Origin of the sequence: Pseudomonas sp. S10E 269 (assembly GCF_002798465.1) — a bacterium.
GTDB lineage: Bacteria > Pseudomonadota > Gammaproteobacteria > Pseudomonadales > Pseudomonadaceae > Aquipseudomonas > Aquipseudomonas pergaminensis.
Genome location: NZ_PHIJ01000001.1, coordinates 882,234 through 900,044, shown reverse-complemented (window position 1 = coordinate 900,044; position 17,811 = coordinate 882,234). Strand labels below are relative to the sequence as shown.

The window sequence follows — 17,811 nt, the reverse complement described above, 5'->3', positions numbered from 1 at the left end:
AGAGGTGGCGCTGGGGTCAGTGCTTGAACATCACATGGCGAACGGTGGTGTAGTCCTCCAGTCCGTACATGGACATGTCCTTGCCATAACCCGACAGTTTCTGACCGCCGTGAGGCATTTCGCTGACGAGCATGAAGTGGGTGTTCACCCAGGTGCAGCCGTATTGCAGGCGCGCGGCCAAGCGATGGGCGCGTCCTACGTCGGCGGTCCACACGGATGACGCCAAGCCGTAGTCCGAATCGTTGGCCCAGCCCAGCACCTGTGCTTCATCGCTGAACTTGGTCACCGATACCACCGGGCCGAACACTTCGCGCCGCACGATTTCGTCGTCCTGCTGCGCGTCGGCCAGCACGGTCGGTTCAAAGAAGAAGCCATTGCCTTCCACCGCCTTGCCACCGGTGACCAGGCGAATGTGCGGCTGTGCCACGGCGCGCTCGACAAACCCGGCCACACGGTCGCGGTGTTGCGCGGTAATCAGCGGGCCCAGCTCGGTCGCCGGATCATCCTGCAGGCCGTACTTGATGCTGGCGACCGCCGCGCCGAGTTTCTCGACAAACGCATCGTAGATATCCGCCTGGGCATAAATCCGGCACGCCGCGGTGCAATCCTGGCCGGCGTTGTAGAAGCCGAAGGTGCGAATGCCTTCCACGGCGGCATCGATATCGGCGTCGTTGAAGATGATCACCGGCGCCTTGCCGCCCAGCTCCATGTGCATGCGCTTCACGCTGTCGGCGGTGCTGGAGACGATATTCGCACCCGTGGCAATGGAACCGGTCAGCGACACCATGCGCACTTTCGGGTGGGTCACCAGCGGGCTGCCCACGGTCGGCCCACGACCGAACACCAAGTTGAGCACACCGGCCGGGAAAATTTCGGCAGCCAGTTCGACCATACGCAACGCGGTCAGCGGGGTTTGTTCCGACGGCTTGAGCACCACGGTATTACCGGCGGCGAGGGCGGGGGCGATTTTCCAGGCGACCATCATCAGTGGGTAGTTCCACGGCGCAATGGAGGCGATCACGCCCACCGGGTCGCGGCGGATCATCGAGGTGTGGCCGGGCAGGTATTCACCGCCCGCCGACCCGCTCATGCAACGGCTGGCGCCGGCAAAGAAGCGGAACACGTCGGCGATCGCCGGGATCTCATCGTTCAGCGCGGCGCTGTAGGGTTTGCCGCAGTTGTCCGATTCCAGCTTGGCCAGCTCTTCGCCGTGGGCTTCGATCACGTCCGCCAGTTTCAGCAGTAGCAGCGAACGATCCTTCGGTGCGGTTTGCGACCAGCCTTCGAAGGCGGCATCGGCAGCACGCACGGCGGCGTCGACTTGGGCTTCGCTGGCTTCCTTGATTTCTACCAGTACGCGGCCGAGGGCCGGGTTGAAGACGGCTTGTGTCGGGCCTTCGCCTTCGACCAGGTGGCCGTTGATCAGCAGTTTGGTTTGCATGGTTCAGCTCTCCTCAAAACGAGTGTTAATTCCCTGAAGAAACCGGCTCTTAATGTGGGAGCGGGCTTGCTCGCGAATACGGTGTGTCAGACGACGCATGTGTATCTGATGTACCGCTTTCGCGAGCAAGCCCGCTCCCACATTTGAACTGAGCTCCTCCAGCTGCAACGTTATTTGCCGCCACTACCGGCCACGCTTTCACCGCCGCGCGTCAGGTAATAGGCACCGAGAATCGGGAACATCGTCACCAACATCACCAGCATCGCCACCACGTTGGTCACCGGCACATCCCGTGGGCGGCTCAGTTGGTTGAGCAGCCACAGCGGCAAGGTGCGTTCGTGGCCGGCGGTGAAAGTGGTGACGATGATTTCGTCGAACGACAGCGCAAAGGCGAGCATGCCGCCGGCCAGCAGCGCCGAGCCCAGGTTGGGCATGATGATGTAGCGGAAGGTCTGCCAGCCGTCGGCGCCCAGGTCCATCGAGGCTTCGATCAGGCTGTGGGACGTGCGGCGCAGGCGGGCGATGACGTTGTTGTAGACGATCACCACGCAGAACGTCGCGTGGCCGACGATGATGGTGAACATCCCCGGCTCGATCCCGAGCGTCTTGAAAGTCGCCAGCAACGCGATACCGGTGATGATCCCCGGCAGCGCGATCGGCAGGATCAGCATCAACGACACGCCTTGCTTGCCAAAGAACTCACGGCGATACAGCGCCGCCGAGGCCAGCGTGCCGAGCACCATTGCAATCAGCGTGGCGATGGCGGCGATCTGCAGCGACAGTTTGATTGCTTCCAGCACGTCCGGCCGGGCGAAGGCCACGCTGAACCACTTCAGGGTGAAGCCCTGGGGCGGAAAGCTGAAGGCGGCTTCTTCGGTGTTGAAGGCGTAGAGGAAGATGATCAGGATCGGGAAATGGAGAAAAACCAGTCCACCCCAAGCGGCGATCTTCAGGCCTATAGAAGATTTTTCAGAGTGCATCGAAGGCCCCCAGGCGTTTGACGATGGACAGGTAAACCGCGATCAGCACGATCGGCACCAAGGTGAACGCCGCCGCCATGGGCATGTTGCCGATGGCGCCTTGCTGGGCGTAGACCATGCCGCCGACGAAGTAGCCGGGTGGGCCCACCAGTTGCGGCACGATGAAATCGCCCAGGGTCAGGGAGAACGTGAAGATGGAACCGGCGGCAATGCCCGGCACCGACAGCGGCAGAATCACCTGCATGAAGGTCTGGCGCGGCTTGGCTCCCAAATCGGCAGAGGCTTGCAGCAAGGACGGCGGCAAGCGCTCCAGGGAGGCTTGGATCGGCAGGATCATGAACGGCAGCCAGATGTAGACGAACACCATGAAGCGCCCCAGGTGCGAAGTGCTCAAAGTGCTGCCACCCACGCCGGGAATGCCCAGCACGAACTGCAACAACGGCTCCAGGCCCAGGTGCTGCACGAACCACTGCGCCACGCCGCCCTTGGCCAGCAGCAAGGTCCAGGCATAAGCCTTGACGATGTAGCTGGCCCACATCGGCATCATCACTGCGATATAGAAGAACGCCTTGGTCTTGCCCGTGGTGTAGCGCGCCATGTAGTAGGCGATGGGGAAGGCCACGATGGCGCTGGCGATCGACACCACGATCGCCATGCTCAGGGTGCGCACGATGATGTCGAAATTCGACGGCTGGAACAGCGCGGCGAAGTTGGCCAGGGTCAGGTCCGGCGTGACCGCCATGGTGAAGTCGTCGAAGGTATAGAAGCCTTGCCACAGCAGGGTCAGCAACGAACCGAGGTAGATCGCACCGAACCAGATCAGCGGCGGCACCAGCAGCATTGCCAGGTAGAGGTTGGGCTTACGGTACAGCAGGTTGGAAAACCTGCGCATCGGCGGATGGGAAAGGGCCAGGCTCATGTCACACCTCGCCTGCGCTGTCGGTCAGCGGGGTCATGGCTTCCCGTGCCCAGCGAGCGGTGATGGACTGGCCGACCTGATGGCCGCTGCTGATGTCCAGCCATTGGTTGTTGGCTTGGCTGATGTTCAGCGCCTGGCCGTTTTCCAGTTTCAGTTCATAGCGGGTGGCGCTGCCCTGGTATTGGATATCGTGGAGCAGACCGCTGATTTCCACTTCGCCGGCGCCCAACGGGCCCTCGGCAAAGCGCACGTGTTCCGGGCGGATCGAGAACGGCTGCGCGTTGCCGCTGAGGCGCTGGGCCAGCTCGCCGCGAATCACGTTGGAAGTGCCGACGAACTCGGCGACGAACGCGGTGGCGGGTTTCATGTAGAGGTTGCGCGGGGTGTCGACCTGCTCGATGCGACCTTTGTTGAACACGGCCACACGGTCGGACATCGACAGCGCTTCGGTCTGGTCGTGAGTCACGAAGATAAAGGTGATGCCCAGCTGGCGTTGCAGCTTCTTCAGCTCGCTTTGCATCTGCTCGCGCAGCTTGAGGTCAAGGGCGCCCAGTGGCTCGTCCAGCAGCAACACGCGCGGGCGATTGACCAGGGCGCGAGCCAGGGCCACCCGTTGGCGTTGGCCACCGGAAAGCTGCACCGGCTTGCGGTCGCCATAGCCGCCGAGGGCGACCATGGCCAGGGCTTCTTCGGCACGGTTCAGGCGTTCGGCCTTGCCCACGCCCTTGACCTTGAGGCCGTAGGCGACGTTGTCGCGCACATTCATATGGGGGAACAGCGCGTAATCCTGGAACACGGTGTTCACATCGCGCTGATACGGCGGCAAGCCGGCGGCTTCCTCGCCATGGATACGGATCGAGCCTGCGCTCGGCTGCTCGAACCCGGCGATCAGGCGCAGGCAGGTGGTCTTGCCCGAGCCGGAAGGGCCGAGCATGGAAAAGAACTCGCCGTCCTGGATATCGATGGAAACCCGGTCAACGGCTTTCACTTCGCCGAACTGACGGGAAACGTGGGTGAATTGGACTGCAAGCGTCATGGTGCGGTGCTCCGAAAAGGCGCGGGTCGTCGCAGCGGCCCGGCCTGGACTTCTGAAAAAACAATGCGGTAGTGAGTTTGGCTCGGTCCCAATGTGGGAGCTGTTCTGTGGGAGCCGGGCTTGCCCGCGATGCAGGCACCTCGGTGTATCAGCTACTGCGAGGTGATGCTTTCGCAGGCAAGCCAGCTCCCCCATACACCCTGCCCACATAGGATCTATGCAGCCAGGAAGGCCTTACCTGCCGCCCATGATCGCGATGTAATCCTGGGTCCAGCGGCTGTACGGCACGAACTTGCCGCCTTCAGCCTGCGGGGTTTTCCAGAAGGCGATCTTTTCGAACTGATCGAAACCATTGGTCTTGCAACCCTCGGCGCCGAGCAGTTCGCTTTCCTTGCAGGCCGCAGGCACGGCAGGCAGCGAGCCGAACCAAGCGGCGACATCGCCCTGGACCTTCGGCTGCAGCGACCAGTCCATCCACTTGTAGGCGCAGTTCGGGTGCTTGGCCTCGGTGTGCAGCATGGTGGTGTCGGCCCAGCCGGTGGCGCCTTCCTTCGGAATCGTCGAAGCAATCGGCTGCTTCTCGTTCTGCAGGCCGTTGACCTGATACGGCCAGGCGCTGGAGGCCACCACGCCTTCGTTCTTGAAGTCACTCATTTGCACGGTGGTGTCGTGCCAGTAGCGGTGGATCAGCGGTTGTTGCGCGCGCAGCAATTCGAGCACGGCCTTGTACTGGGTTTCGGTCAGTTCGTACGGGCTTTGGATGCCCAGTTCCGGCTTGGTGCTCTTCAGGTACAGCGCCGCATCGGCAATGTAGATCGGGCCGTCATACGCCTGCACACGGCCTTTGTTGGGCTTGCCGTCCGGCAGGTTCTGCGCGTTGAACAGCACGTCCCAGCTGGTGGGCGCGGTCTTGAACACGTTGGTGTTGTACATCAGCACGTTCGGGCCCCACTGGTACGGGGTGCCGTAGGTTTGCTGGCCGACCACATACCACGGCGCGTCCTTGAGGCGCGGGTCGATGTTCTTCCAGTTGGGGATCAGCGCGGTATTGATCGGCTGAACGCGCTTGCCGACGATCAACCGCAGCGAAGCATCGCCGGACGCGGTGACCAGGTCATACCCGCCCTTGGCCATCAGGCTGACCATTTCGTCCGAGGTGGCGGCGGTCTTCACATTGACCTTGCAGCCGGTTTCCTTCTCGAAACCGCTGACCCAGTCGTAGGCCTTGTCGCTTTCGCCACGTTCGATGTAACCGGGCCAGGCGACGATATCCAGCTGGCCTTCGCCGGCACCCACCGCCTTGAGCGGTTCGGCGGCCTGGAGGCTGGCGCTGGCCAGCAGCGCGGTGGTCAGGGCACTGAGCAGTGCGGTCTTGTGCGCAGACATGGGGGTTCCCTCTTCTTTAATTATGGTCGGGGCAGTTGTTCAAACCGGTAACGCATGAGCTTAGTTGTTGTTTTAAAGATGCTGGCCATGGCGCGCCATGATGTGGCGCACCACGCTGTAGTCCTGCAGCGAATCGCTGGACAGGTCCTTCCCATACCCCGAGCGCTTCAAGCCGCCGTGGGGCATTTCGCTGACCAGCATGAAATGGCTGTTGATCCAGGTGCAGCCATACTGAAGGCGTGCCGCCACTTGCATGGCTTTGTCCAGGTTCTGGGTCCACACCGACGAGGCCAGGCCGTATTCGGAGTCGTTGGCCCAGTCCACCGCCTGCTCCAGCTCGTCGAAGCGCGTCACCGTGACCACCGGGCCGAAGACTTCGCGCTGCACGATTTCATCGTTCTGTTTGCAGCCGGCCAGCAGCGTCGGCTGGTAATAAAAGCCGGCACCGGAATGCACGGCGGCGCCGGTGATGCGTTCGATATGCGGCTGGCCGAGGGCGCGTTCGACAAAACTGGCAACCCGGTCGCGCTGGCGCGTGCTGATCAGCGGGCCCAGTTCGTTGTCGGCATCGCGTTTGCCGGCAAAACGCAGGCTGCTCACGGCAGCGCCAAGCTCAGCGACCAGTTTGTCGTGGATACCCGCCTGGGCGTAGATGCGGCACGCGGCGGTGCAATCCTGGCCGGCGTTGTAGTAGCCGTAGGCGCGCACACCCTCGACCACGGCTTGCAGGTCGGCGTCGTTGCACACGATCACGGGGGCCTTGCCGCCCAGTTCCAGGTGCGTGCGTTTAAGGGTTTTGGAGGCGGCTTGCAGGATCTTCTGCCCGGTAACGATATCGCCGGTCAGCGAGACCATGCGCACCTTGGCGTGGCTGACCAGATGGCTGCCGACACCTTCGCCGCCCCCACAGAGAATATTGATCACCCCACGCGGCAGCAGCTCTTTAAGGACAGGGGCGAGGGCCAGGATCGACAGGGGCGTGTGTTCCGACGGCTTGAACACCAGGGTATTACCGGCGGCCAGGGCCGGGGCGATCTTCCACGCGGCCATCATCAGTGGGTAATTCCACGGTGCAATCGAGGCCACCACGCCAATCGGATCGCGGCGCACCATGCTGGTGTAGCCCGGCAGGTATTCACCGCTCAGTTGCCCGGTCTGGCAACGCACAGCCCCGGCGAAGAAGCGGAATACATCGACGGTGGCACTCAAATCATCCTGACGCGCCAGGTGCAAGGGCTTACCGCAGTTCAGGGATTCCAGACGGGCCAAGTAGTCGGCTTGTTTTTCGATGGCGTCGGCAATGCCCAATAGGATGTTCGAGCGCTGCTGCGGCGTGGTGCGTGACCAGCCGGCAAAGGCGCGGTGGGCGGCGAGGATCGCGGTTTCGACCTGCTCGGTGCCGGCTTCGGCGATTTGGGTGAGCACTTCACCGGTGGCCGGGTTGAGGATCGGCTCGGCGAAACCCTGGCCCTGGACCAGTTCGCCGTCGATCAGCAACGCAGTGAGCAGCGGGGTGGGCGCGCCGGACATTTTTCGCGATCTCTTTTCTTGTGTGGCCATGGGCGTTCTCTTACAAGGCGCCTGACCTTCTCTTAGGGGATGAACAGAGACTAGAGGTCAGGCGCGAGGTCAACAAATACTAAATACTGAATGCAGCATTCGATTAAATAGATGGCTTGCGCGGGTGGGGCTGTTCACGGGCGACGGTGAGGAACGGGTCGACCAGCGCAGGCCGTGCGGTGCCACGGCGCCAAGCCAGGCCCACGTCGAGGGTCTGGCTGAGGTCGGCAATCGGGCGCGCTTCAATGATGTCGCCCTCAAGCGACCAGGGGCGGTAGGTCATGTCCGGCTGGATCGACACGCCGAGGCCCGCCGCCACTAGGCTTCGCACGGCTTCGGTGGAAGCCGTGCGCAGGGTCACACGAGGTTGCAGGCCTGCGCCGGCCCACAGGCGCTGGGCGTTGTGGCCCATTTCATCGACATTCAGCTGGATCAGCGGTTCGCGCGCCACATCGGCCAAGTTAATGCTGTCGTGTTCCAGTAGCGGGTGCTGCGCCGGCAGCCACAGGCGGTGAGGGGAGTGCGTGAGCACTTCGGTTTGCAGGGCGTGGCGGTCTTCAAGGTTGGAGAGGATCAGCACGCCCACGTCGATTTCGCCGCTGACCAGCAAATGCTCGATGTACGGGCGCTCATCCTCCATGACGCGGATCTCCACGTTGGGGTAGGCGCGTTGGAAGCGTGTGAGCAGGTCGGCGAGGTAGTAACCGGCCACCAGGCTGGTCACGCCGATTATCAACTGGCCGGCGACCTGGTCGGTGCTCTGTTGCAGGCTGCGCTTGGCGTTGTCGACGGTGGCAAGGATCAGGTGCGCCTGGCGCAGGAACTGATGGCCCTGGTGGGTCAGGGTCATGCCCTTGGCGTGACGGTTGAACAGGTTCACACCGATTTCCTGCTCCAGTTGCTGGATCGCCAGGGTCAAGGTGGACTGGGAAATAAACGCCGTCTGCGCGGCGGCGGAGATCGAGCCGGTCTCGGCCACGGCGATAAAGTGCCGGATTTGACGCAAGGTCATCATGCTGGAATTACCAGTGGGGTGTTTTTATAGATTTGTTCGAGTGTATATCGATTTAAGTGAAGGGCGACCGCGTTACATCTGGAAGCACTCTAGATCGAGGCTTTTTGGCACTTAGTTTTACGCTGGGGGCCTATTGGTCCTACGAACCCAAGTGTCTGGAGGCTGCGAATGAATACCCGTGGATTGCTCGATCAGTTGCTCAAGTCTGGCCAGGACATGCTGCACAACAAGGCTGGCGGCCAGCGTAAACAGGACGACAAAGGCGCGCTGGGCGGGTTGCTCGGCGGTGGTGGCCTGGGCAGCCTGCTGGGTGGTGCTGGGGGCGGCGCGCTGGCAGCGGGTGCCATGGGCCTGCTGCTGGGCAACAAGAAAGCGCGCAAATTCGGTGGCAAAGCCCTGACCTACGGTGGCCTGGCGGCATTGGGCGTGATCGCCTATAAAGCCTACGGCAACTGGCAGGCCAACCAGGCCAATGCGCCCCAGGGCGAGCCGCAGACCATCGACCGCCTGCCACCGGCGCAGGTCGAGCAACACAGCCAAGGCATCCTCAAGGCGCTGGTCGCCGCAGCCAAGGCCGACGGCCATGTGGACGAGCGCGAACGCGAGCTGATCGAAGGCGAATTCACCAAGCTCGATAACGACCGCGAGCTGCAAAGCTGGCTGCACGCCGAACTCAACAAGCCCCTGGACCCTGCTGACGTGGCGCGCGCTGCCGGCACGCCGGAGATGGCGGCTGAGATGTACATCGCCAGCGTGATGCTGGTGGACGAGGAAAACTTCATGGAGAAGGCCTACCTCGACGAGCTGGCACGCCAACTGAAACTGGAGCCAGGCTTGAAGCTGGAGCTGGAGAAACAGGTGCGCCAAGCCACCCTCTGAGCCTGTCATTGACCACGAACACCCCGGTTGCCGCCATGGCCCGGGGTGTTTTTGCATTCTGCGGGTGCTACATCAAAACCCGTTGATAAATGAGGGCTTGTGCTCAGCTATACTCCCCCCATTTGAATGGCCCTTCGAGGAATTACTGTGAAGAATTGGACCTTGCGCCAACGGATTTTGGCGAGCTTTGCGGTCATTATCGCGATCATGCTGCTGATGGTCGTGGTGTCCTACTCACGGTTGCTGAAGATCGAAGCCAGCCAGGAAGCGGTCCGGGACGATGCGGTGCCAGGGGTATACCTCAGCTCGATGATCCGCAGCGCCTGGGTCGATAGCTATTTGCAGACCATCGACATCATCGGCCTGCGCGACGACAAAACCTTCACCAATACCGATAAGACGGATTACAAGTCGTTCGAAGCGCGTATTGAACAGCAGATGGCCAGCTATGAAAAAACCATTCATGGCCAGGCCGATCGCATGGAGTTCGATAACTTCAAGGCGGCGCACATCAATTACAACAGAGTCCTGAGCCAGGTACTTGAGCGCGTCGACGCCAATGACCTGCCGGGTGCGCGCACATTGCTGGAAGAGCAATTGACGCCGATCTGGACCGAAGGGCGCATGAAGCTCAACGACATCATTACTGAAAACAAGAACGTGTCTGACCGGGCCACGGCGGCGATCGACGAGTCGGTGCTGTCGGCCAAGATCAGCATGGCCGTGTCGCTGGTCATCGCCATCCTCGCCGCCGGCTTGTGCGGCCTGCTGCTGATGCGCGCGATCATGGCGCCGATGCAGCGCATCGTCGACATCCTCGAAACCATGCGCGACGGCGACCTCAGCAAACGCCTGAACCTGGAGCGCAAGGACGAGTTCGGCGCCGTCGAAACCGGCTTCAACGACATGATGACCGAGCTGACCGCGCTGGTGTCCCAGGCCCAGCGCTCGTCGGTGCAGGTGACCACCTCGGTGACCGAGATCGCCGCCACCTCCAAGCAGCAACAGGCCACTGCCACCGAAACCGCGGCCACCACCACCGAGATCGGCGCCACCTCCCGCGAGATTGCTGCCACGTCCAAGGACCTGGTGCGCACCATGACCGAAGTGTCCACCGCCGCCGACCAGGCATCGGTCGCCGCCGGTTCCGGCCAGCAAGGCCTGGCGCGCATGGAAGAGACCATGCACTCGGTGATGGGCGCCGCCGACCTGGTGAACGCCAAGCTGGCGATCCTCAATGAGAAGGCCGGCAACATCAACCAAGTGGTGGTGACCATCGTCAAGGTCGCCGACCAGACCAACCTGCTGTCGCTCAATGCCGCCATCGAGGCCGAAAAGGCTGGCGAATACGGCCGTGGTTTCGCCGTGGTCGCCACCGAAGTGCGGCGCCTGGCCGACCAGACTGCCGTGGCCACCTACGACATCGAACAGATGGTGCGCGAGATCCAGTCGGCGGTGTCGGCGGGCGTGATGGGCATGGACAAGTTCTCTGAAGAAGTGCGTCGCGGCATGTTCGAAGTGCAGCAAGTGGGCGAGCAACTGTCGCAGATCATCCATCAGGTGCAGGCGCTGGCGCCACGGGTGTTGATGGTCAATGAAGGCATGCAGGCCCAGGCCACCGGTGCCGAGCAGATCAACCACGCCCTGGTGCAACTGGGCGATGCCAGCAGCCAGACCGTGGAGTCACTGCGCCAGGCCAGCTTTGCCATTGACGAGCTGAGCCAGGTCGCGGTCGGTCTGCGCAGCGGCGTGTCGCGTTTCAAAGTCTGATGAGCGACCTCGCGGCTAAACGCGGCGCCGTCCCGGCAGCGAAAAAGGCGTTGTTCCTGGTGTTCCACATCGGCGACGAGCGCTTCGCCCTCAGGGCCACGGAAATTGCCGAGGTCCTGCCGCGCGTGCCGCTCAAACCCATTGCCCATGCACCGGCGTGGGTGGCGGGCATCTTTGCCCACCGTGGCGCGCTGGTGCCGGTCATCGACCTCTGCGCCCTGACCTTCGGCCAACCGGCGCAGGCCCGTACCAGCACGCGCCTGGTGCTGGTCAATTACCAGCCGCAGCCCTGGGTTGAAGCCCGCTGGCTGGGACTGATCCTGGAACAAGCCACCGACACCCTGCGTTGCGACCTCGGCGAGTTCAAGACCTACGGCCTAGACAACCGCGAGGCGCCGTACCTGGGGTTGGTGCGTGAAGATGCCTTGGGCTTGATGCAGTGGATCGGTGTCAACGAACTGCTCACCGATGACGTGCGCGCCGTGCTGTTTTCTGCCGAGCTGCGCGTATGAGCCACGACCCGCGTTTCTTTGCCTTCCTTAAAGAGCGCATCGGCCTGGACGTCGCGTCGGTCGGCGAAGCCATCATCGAGCGTGCAGTGCGCCAGCGCAGCCAGGCCGTCAATGCACAAACGGCCGGCGACTACTGGCTGCACCTGCAAAGCTCCGTCGATGAGCAGCAGGCGCTGATCGAAGCGGTGATCGTCCCCGAAACCTGGTTTTTCCGTTACCCCGAATCCTTTGCGACCCTGGCCCGCCTGGCCAAGGCGCGCCTGGCGGAAATCAAGCAGATGCGCGCACTGCGTATCCTCAGCCTGCCGTGTTCCACCGGCGAAGAACCCTATTCGATTGCCATGGCGCTGCTGGACGCCGGCCTTGCGCCGCACCAGTTCAAAGTGCAGGGCATGGACGTCAGCCCGCTGTCGGTGGAGCGCGCGCGACGTGCGGTGTACGGCAAGAACTCGTTTCGCGGGGGGGATATCGGTTTTCGCGACCGCCACTTCACTGAGTATGGCGACGGCTATCATCTGGCCGACCGTGTGCGCGAACAGGTGCGCCTGCAAGTCGGCAACCTGCTCGACCCGGCGCTGCTGGCCAATGAGCCGAGCTATGACTTTGTGTTCTGCCGCAACCTGCTGATCTACTTCGACCAGCCGACCCAGAAGCAAGTGTTCGACGTGCTCAAGGGCCTGACACACGTGGATGGCGTGCTCTTTATCGGCCCCGCCGAGGGCAGCCTGCTGGGGCGCCATGGCATGCGTTCGATCGGTGTGCCGCAGTCCTTTGCGTTCAGCCGGCATGCCGAGCCGGCCCAGCCTGAACCCGCGTTCAAGCCGATGCCCGCGCCATTGCCGCAACGCAGCACCGCGTCGATTGCCCCCAAGCCACGACCGTTTACCTCTGCGAGTGCCCAGGTGGTGCCGATCAAGGCGCCGCCGTCCGACGCAGGCGACTTGCTCAGCCAGATCGCCACCTTGGCCAACGAAGGCAAAAGTGCCGAGGCCCGTGCAGCCTGCGAACGTTACTTGAGTAGTCACCCGCCCGCCGCCCAGGTGTTCTACTGGCTGGGGCTGCTCAGCGACGTGGCCGGCAGCGCCCTGGAAGCCCAGGGCTATTATCGAAAAGCCTTGTACCTGGAACCCCAGCATCCGCAGGCCTTGATGCACCTGGCCGCGTTGCTCGAGTCCCAGGGCGACAGTGCGGGGGCGCGCCGCTTGCAGGCGCGGGCTGCCCGGAGTGAGCGAGCTGACAGTGAGTCCAAACGATGAGTAGCACCGACGCGCTCGACACCGCGGGCCTGGACCTGACCCTGGCCGACACCCAGGCCATCGACGATTGCTGGAACCGTATCGGCATCCACGGCGACAAGTCCTGCCCCTTGCTGGCAGACCATATCCATTGCCGTAACTGTTCGGTGTACTCGGCGGCCGCCACGCGTTTGCTCGACCGTTACGCCTTGCAGCAGGACGCGCATCGACCGCACGCGGCGGTCGAGGTGGGCGAGGATGTGGTCACGCGGTCACTGTTGATGTTCCGTCTCGGCGAAGAATGGCTGGGCATTGCCACCCGCTGCCTGGTGGAAGTCGCGCCGCTGCAACCGATTCACTCGCTGCCCCATCAGCGCTCGCGCGCCTTGCTCGGCGTGGCCAACGTGCGCGGCGCGCTGGTAGCGTGCCTGTCGCTGGTGGAGTTGCTGGGCCTGGACGCTACCGGCAATGGCGCCAGCGGTGGGCGGATCATGCCGCGTATGCTGATCATCGCTGCCCAGGATGGCCCGGTGGTGGTGCCGGTGGATGAAGTCGACGGAATTCACGCCATCGATGAGCGCACCTTGAAGGCAGCATCCGCCTCGGGCACCCAGGCCAGCGCGCGCTACACCCAAGGTGTGTTGCAGTGGAAAGGCCGCAGCCTGCGTTGGCTGGACGAGGCGCAATTGTTGTCCGCCGTGACCCGGAGCCTCACATGACCCCCGACCAGATGCGCGATGCCTCGCTGCTGGAACTGTTCAGCCTGGAAGCCGATGCGCAGACCCAGGTACTGAGCGCGGGCCTGCTGGCCCTGGAGCGCAACCCGACCCAGGCCGACCAGCTTGAAGCCTGCATGCGCGCGGCGCATTCGCTCAAGGGCGCCGCCCGCATTGTTGGGGTGGACGCTGGCGTCAGCGTGTCCCACGTCATGGAGGATTGCCTGGTCAGCGCCCAGGAAAGCCGCCTGTACCTGCAACCTGAGCATATTGATGCGCTGCTGCAAGGCACCGACCTGCTGATGCGCATCGCTACACCCGGCAATGACGTGGGGCCGGCGGACATCGAAGCCTACGTGGCGTTGATGGAGCGCCTGCTCGATCCGTCCCAGGCGCCGGTTAAACCGACCGCGCCAGAGCCTGCGCCCGTGGTCGAAGAACTGCCGCCGGAACCCGAGCCCGCGCCGCCGGTGACCAGCGAGCCACCGCGCCAAGGCAAGCGCATGACCGAAGGCGGCGAGCGCGTACTGCGGGTGACTGCCGAGCGCTTGAACAGCCTGCTGGACCTGTCGAGCAAATCCCTGGTGGAAACCCAGCGGCTCAAGCCGTACCTGGCCAGCCTGCAGCGCCTCAAACGCATTCAAAGCCAGAGCGTACGCGCACTGGACACCCTGGACGGGCAACTCAAGACCCAGGCCCTGAACCACGAAGCCCAGGAAGCCCTGGCCGACACGCGCCGACTGCTCAGCGAAGCCCAGGCCCTGCTGGCGGAAAAAACCGCCGAGCTGGACGAGTTTGGCTGGCAGGCCGGGCAGCGCGCCCAAGTGCTCTACGACACTGCGCTGGCGTGCCGCATGCGTCCGTTTGCCGATGTGCTGGCCGGGCAAGTGCGCATGGTCCGCGACCTCGGCCGCAGCCTCGGCAAGCAGGTGCGCCTGGAGATCGAGGGCGAAAAGACCCAGGTCGACCGTGACGTGCTGGAAAAACTCGAAGCGCCGCTCACTCATTTATTGCGCAATGCCGTCGACCACGGCATCGAAATGCCTGAGCAACGCCTGTTGGCGGGCAAGCCGGCCGAAGGCTTGATCCGCCTGCGCGCCTCTCATCAGGCCGGTTTGCTGGTGCTGGAACTGAGCGATGACGGCAATGGCGTCGACCTGGAGCGCCTGCGCGGCACCATCGTCGACCGGCACTTGTCGCCGGTGGAAACCGCCCTGCGCCTGAGCGAAGAAGAGTTGCTGACGTTCCTGTTCCTGCCGGGGTTCAGCCTGCGCGACAAGGTCACCGAAGTGTCCGGGCGCGGGGTCGGCCTGGATGCGGTGCAGCACATGGTCCGCCAACTGCGCGGCGCAGTGGTGCTGGAACAGACGGCGGGGCAGGGCAGTCGTTTTCACCTGGAAGTGCCGCTGACCTTGTCGGTGGTGCGCAGCCTGGTGGTGGAAGTTGGCGAGGAAGCCTATGCGTTCCCGCTGGCCCATATCGAACGCATGTGCGACCTGGCGCCGGATGACATTGTGCAGCTGGAAGGTCGCCAGCATTTCTGGCACGAGGGCCGGCATGTCGGCCTGGTCGCCGCCAGCCAGTTGTTGCAGCGCCCGGCGGGGCAGGCCCCGTCCGAAACCTTGAAAGTGGTGGTGATCCGCGAGCGCGATGCGGTCTACGGGATTGCCGTGGAGCGCTTTATCGGCGAGCGTACGCTGGTGGTGTTGCCGCTGGATGATCGCCTGGGCAAGGTCCAGGATATTTCCGCCGGTGCCTTGCTGGATGACGGCTCGGTGGTGTTGATCGTCGACGTGGAAGACATGCTGCGTTCGGTGGACAAACTGCTCAACACCGGCCGTCTGGAGCGTATTGCCCGGCGCAGCCAGCAAACCACCGAGGCGCCGCGCAAGCGGGTGCTGGTGGTCGATGACTCGCTGACCGTGCGTGAGCTGCAACGCAAATTGTTACTTAATCGTGGTTATGAAGTGGCCGTGGCGGTCGATGGCATGGACGGCTGGAACGCCTTGCGTTCCGAAGACTTTGACCTGTTGATCACTGATATTGATATGCCTCGCATGGACGGTATTGAATTGGTCACACTCTTGCGCCGTGATAGTCGCCTGCAATCGTTGCCGGTGATGGTGGTGTCTTATAAAGATCGTGAAGAAGACCGACGTCGTGGACTGGATGCCGGCGCCGACTATTATTTAGCCAAAGCCAGTTTCCACGATGACGCCCTGTTGGACGCCGTGGTGGAACTGATCGGAGGCGCACGGGCATGAGGATTGCGATCGTCAATGACATGCCCATGGCAGTGGAGGCCTTGCGCCGCGCCTTGAGCTTCGAGCCTGCGCACGAGGTGGTGTGGGTGGCCAGTAATGGCCTGGAAGCGGTGCAGCGCTGTGCCGAACTGACGCCGGACCTGATCCTGATGGACTTGATCATGCCGGTGATGGACGGTGTGGAAGCCACCCGCCAGATCATGGCCGAGACCCCGTGCGCCATCGTTATCGTGACCGTCGACCGCCAGGCCAACGTGAGCCGGGTCTTCGAGGCCATGGGCCACGGTGCCCTGGACGTGGTGGACACCCCGACCCTCGGCGTGGGCAACCCCAAGGATGCGGCGGCACCGCTGTTGCGCAAGATCCTCAACATCGGCTGGCTGATCGGCCAGCGCGGCAGCCGCGTGCGCGCCGAAACCGCGCCGCAGCGTTCCTCGGGCAAACGCCAGAGCCTGGTGGCCATCGGCTCTTCGGCGGGCGGCCCGGCTGCCCTGGAAATCCTGCTCAAGGGCTTACCCCGCGACTTCCCCGCCGCCATCGTGCTGGTGCAGCATGTGGACCAGGTGTTCGCCGCTGGCATGGCCGAGTGGCTGAGCAGCGCCTCCGGCCTGCCGGTACGCCTGGCCCGCGAAGGCGAGCCCCCGCAAAGCGGCGTGGTGCTGCTGGCCGGCACCAACCACCACATTCGTTTATTGAAGAATGGCACGCTAGCCTATACCGCAGAGCCGGTGAACGAGATTTACCGGCCTTCGATCGACGTGTTCTTCGAAAGCGTGGCCAGCCACTGGAATGGCGATGCCGTCGGTGTACTGCTGACCGGCATGGGGCGCGACGGGGCCCAGGGCCTCAAGTTGCTGCGTGAACAAGGTTATTTGACCATCGCCCAGGATCAGCAGAGCTCGGCGGTGTATGGCATGCCCAAAGCGGCGGCGGCGATTGATGCTGCTGTTGAAATTCGCCCACTGGATAGAATTGCGCCCCGATTGCTGGAGGTCTTTGCCAAATGAACACGACCTCTCGCAGCACCGGCTTGCAGGCAGTAATTCAGGTGACTGCACATGAATGATTTACAGATCGACGACATCAAGACCGACGAAAACGCCGCCATGGTGTTGCTGGTCGACGACCAGGCCATGATCGGCGAAGCCGTGCGGCGTGGCCTGGCCCATGAAGAAAACATCGACTTCCATTTCTGCGCCGATCCCCACCAGGCCATCGCCCAGGCGATCCGTATCAAACCGACCGTTATCCTGCAGGACCTGGTGATGCCTGGCCTTGACGGCCTGACCCTGGTACGCGAATACCGCAACCATCCGGCCACGCAGAACATCCCGATCATCGTGCTTTCCACCAAGGAAGATCCGCTGATCAAGAGCGCGGCTTTTTCTGCCGGGGCCAATGATTATCTGGTCAAGCTGCCGGACAACATCGAGTTGGTGGCGCGCATTCGCTATCACTCGCGGTCCTACATGACCCTGTTACAGCGGGATGCGGCTTACCGTGCGTTGCGGGTCAGCCAGCAGCAGTTGCTGGACACCAATCTGGTATTGCAGCGGCTGATGAACTCCGATGGCCTGACCGGGCTGTCTAACCGTCGTCACTTTGATGAATACCTGGAGCTGGAGTGGCGTAGGGCCATGCGTGACCAGACTCAGTTGTCGTTGTTGATGATTGATGTGGATTTCTTCAAGACCTATAACGATAGTTTTGGGCACGTTGAAGGGGATGAGGCGTTGCGCAAGGTGGCGGCGACCATTCGTGAGGCGAGCAGTCGGCCTTCGGATTTGCCGGCGCGCTATGGCGGTGAGGAGTTTGCCCTGGTGCTGCCTAACACCTCGCCGGGCGGGGCGCGGTTGGTGGCAGAGAAGCTGCGCATGGCGGTGGCTGCTCTGAAGATTCCGCATAACGCGCCGACTGAGGGGGCGAGTCTGACTATCAGTATCGGGCTGTCGACTATGACGCCGGTGCAGGGGACGGATTGTCGTCAATTGATCATGGCGGCGGATAAGGGGTTGTATACGGCTAAGCATAATGGGCGGAATCAGGTGGGGATTGAGTAGGGTGCCTTTGAGTACATATCCGTTGCTGCGGTAACGGC

At 62.9% G+C, this 17,811-nt stretch carries 15 protein-coding genes; 8 read left to right on the top strand and 7 right to left on the bottom strand.

All coding sequences use genetic code 11. The features are described from left to right. Nucleotides 1-16: 16 nt before the first annotated feature. The 7 genes from CWC48_RS04310 to CWC48_RS04280 form a co-directional block, all read right to left on the bottom strand. Complete coding sequence (locus tag CWC48_RS04310) at nucleotides 17-1,441, bottom strand: gamma-aminobutyraldehyde dehydrogenase (protein WP_100491392.1); 1,425 nt, start codon at nucleotides 1,439-1,441, stop codon at nucleotides 17-19. 170 nt (nucleotides 1,442-1,611) lie between these two features. Beyond that, nucleotides 1,612-2,421: an ABC transporter permease gene (locus CWC48_RS04305; protein WP_016977919.1), complete on the bottom strand. Its 810-nt coding sequence runs from the start codon at nucleotides 2,419-2,421 to the stop codon at nucleotides 1,612-1,614. Next, on the bottom strand, nucleotides 2,411-3,340 hold the full coding sequence (locus CWC48_RS04300; RefSeq protein WP_078047160.1) for an ABC transporter permease: 930 nt from the start codon (nucleotides 3,338-3,340) through the stop codon (nucleotides 2,411-2,413). The genes CWC48_RS04305 and CWC48_RS04300 overlap by 11 nt, the downstream gene beginning before the upstream one ends. A 1-nt stretch (nucleotide 3,341) precedes the next feature. Continuing rightward, nucleotides 3,342-4,376 carry an ABC transporter ATP-binding protein gene (locus tag CWC48_RS04295; RefSeq protein WP_078047161.1) on the bottom strand — a complete coding sequence of 345 codons (1,035 nt, stop codon included), beginning with the start codon at nucleotides 4,374-4,376 and terminating at the stop codon, nucleotides 3,342-3,344. Between the two features lie 234 nt (nucleotides 4,377-4,610). Then, a complete protein-coding gene (gene ydcS / locus CWC48_RS04290) occupies nucleotides 4,611-5,762 on the bottom strand; it encodes a putative ABC transporter substrate-binding protein YdcS (protein ID WP_078047162.1) in 1,152 nt (383 codons plus the stop codon). A 72-nt stretch (nucleotides 5,763-5,834) separates the two neighbouring features. Beyond that, nucleotides 5,835-7,292 carry a gamma-aminobutyraldehyde dehydrogenase gene (locus CWC48_RS04285; RefSeq protein WP_177409472.1) on the bottom strand — a complete coding sequence of 486 codons (1,458 nt, stop codon included), beginning with the start codon at nucleotides 7,290-7,292 and terminating at the stop codon, nucleotides 5,835-5,837. A gap of 133 nt (nucleotides 7,293-7,425) precedes the next feature. Continuing rightward, a complete protein-coding gene (locus CWC48_RS04280; protein ID WP_012722545.1) occupies nucleotides 7,426-8,337 on the bottom strand; it encodes a LysR family transcriptional regulator in 912 nt (303 codons plus the stop codon). 168 nt (nucleotides 8,338-8,505) lie between these two features. Between CWC48_RS04280 and CWC48_RS04275 the strand changes: the two genes are divergently transcribed. From CWC48_RS04275 to CWC48_RS04240, 8 genes are all read left to right on the top strand, one after another. Continuing rightward, nucleotides 8,506-9,216 (top strand): tellurite resistance TerB family protein, encoded by a 711-nt coding sequence (locus CWC48_RS04275; protein WP_078047165.1) that lies wholly within the window; start codon nucleotides 8,506-8,508, stop codon nucleotides 9,214-9,216. A gap of 147 nt (nucleotides 9,217-9,363) precedes the next feature. Then, complete coding sequence (locus CWC48_RS04270) at nucleotides 9,364-10,986, top strand: methyl-accepting chemotaxis protein (RefSeq protein WP_078047166.1); 1,623 nt, start codon at nucleotides 9,364-9,366, stop codon at nucleotides 10,984-10,986. Then, nucleotides 10,986-11,498: a chemotaxis protein CheW gene (locus tag CWC48_RS04265; protein WP_078047167.1), complete on the top strand. Its 513-nt coding sequence runs from the start codon at nucleotides 10,986-10,988 to the stop codon at nucleotides 11,496-11,498. Before CWC48_RS04270 ends, CWC48_RS04265 begins: the two co-directional genes overlap by 1 nt. Next, on the top strand, nucleotides 11,495-12,754 hold the full coding sequence (locus CWC48_RS04260; protein WP_100491390.1) for a protein-glutamate O-methyltransferase CheR: 1,260 nt from the start codon (nucleotides 11,495-11,497) through the stop codon (nucleotides 12,752-12,754). The genes CWC48_RS04265 and CWC48_RS04260 overlap by 4 nt, the downstream gene beginning before the upstream one ends. After that, nucleotides 12,751-13,452 (top strand): chemotaxis protein CheW, encoded by a 702-nt coding sequence (locus tag CWC48_RS04255; protein WP_100491389.1) that lies wholly within the window; start codon nucleotides 12,751-12,753, stop codon nucleotides 13,450-13,452. The genes CWC48_RS04260 and CWC48_RS04255 overlap by 4 nt, the downstream gene beginning before the upstream one ends. Next, a complete protein-coding gene (locus CWC48_RS04250; RefSeq protein ID WP_100491388.1) occupies nucleotides 13,449-15,713 on the top strand; it encodes a hybrid sensor histidine kinase/response regulator in 2,265 nt (754 codons plus the stop codon). Before CWC48_RS04255 ends, CWC48_RS04250 begins: the two co-directional genes overlap by 4 nt. Continuing rightward, complete coding sequence (locus CWC48_RS04245) at nucleotides 15,710-16,720, top strand: chemotaxis response regulator protein-glutamate methylesterase (RefSeq protein ID WP_078047171.1); 1,011 nt, start codon at nucleotides 15,710-15,712, stop codon at nucleotides 16,718-16,720. Before CWC48_RS04250 ends, CWC48_RS04245 begins: the two co-directional genes overlap by 4 nt. 51 nt (nucleotides 16,721-16,771) lie before the next feature. Next, nucleotides 16,772-17,773 (top strand): PleD family two-component system response regulator, encoded by a 1,002-nt coding sequence (locus tag CWC48_RS04240; protein WP_078047172.1) that lies wholly within the window; start codon nucleotides 16,772-16,774, stop codon nucleotides 17,771-17,773. Nucleotides 17,774-17,811 lie beyond the last annotated feature (38 nt).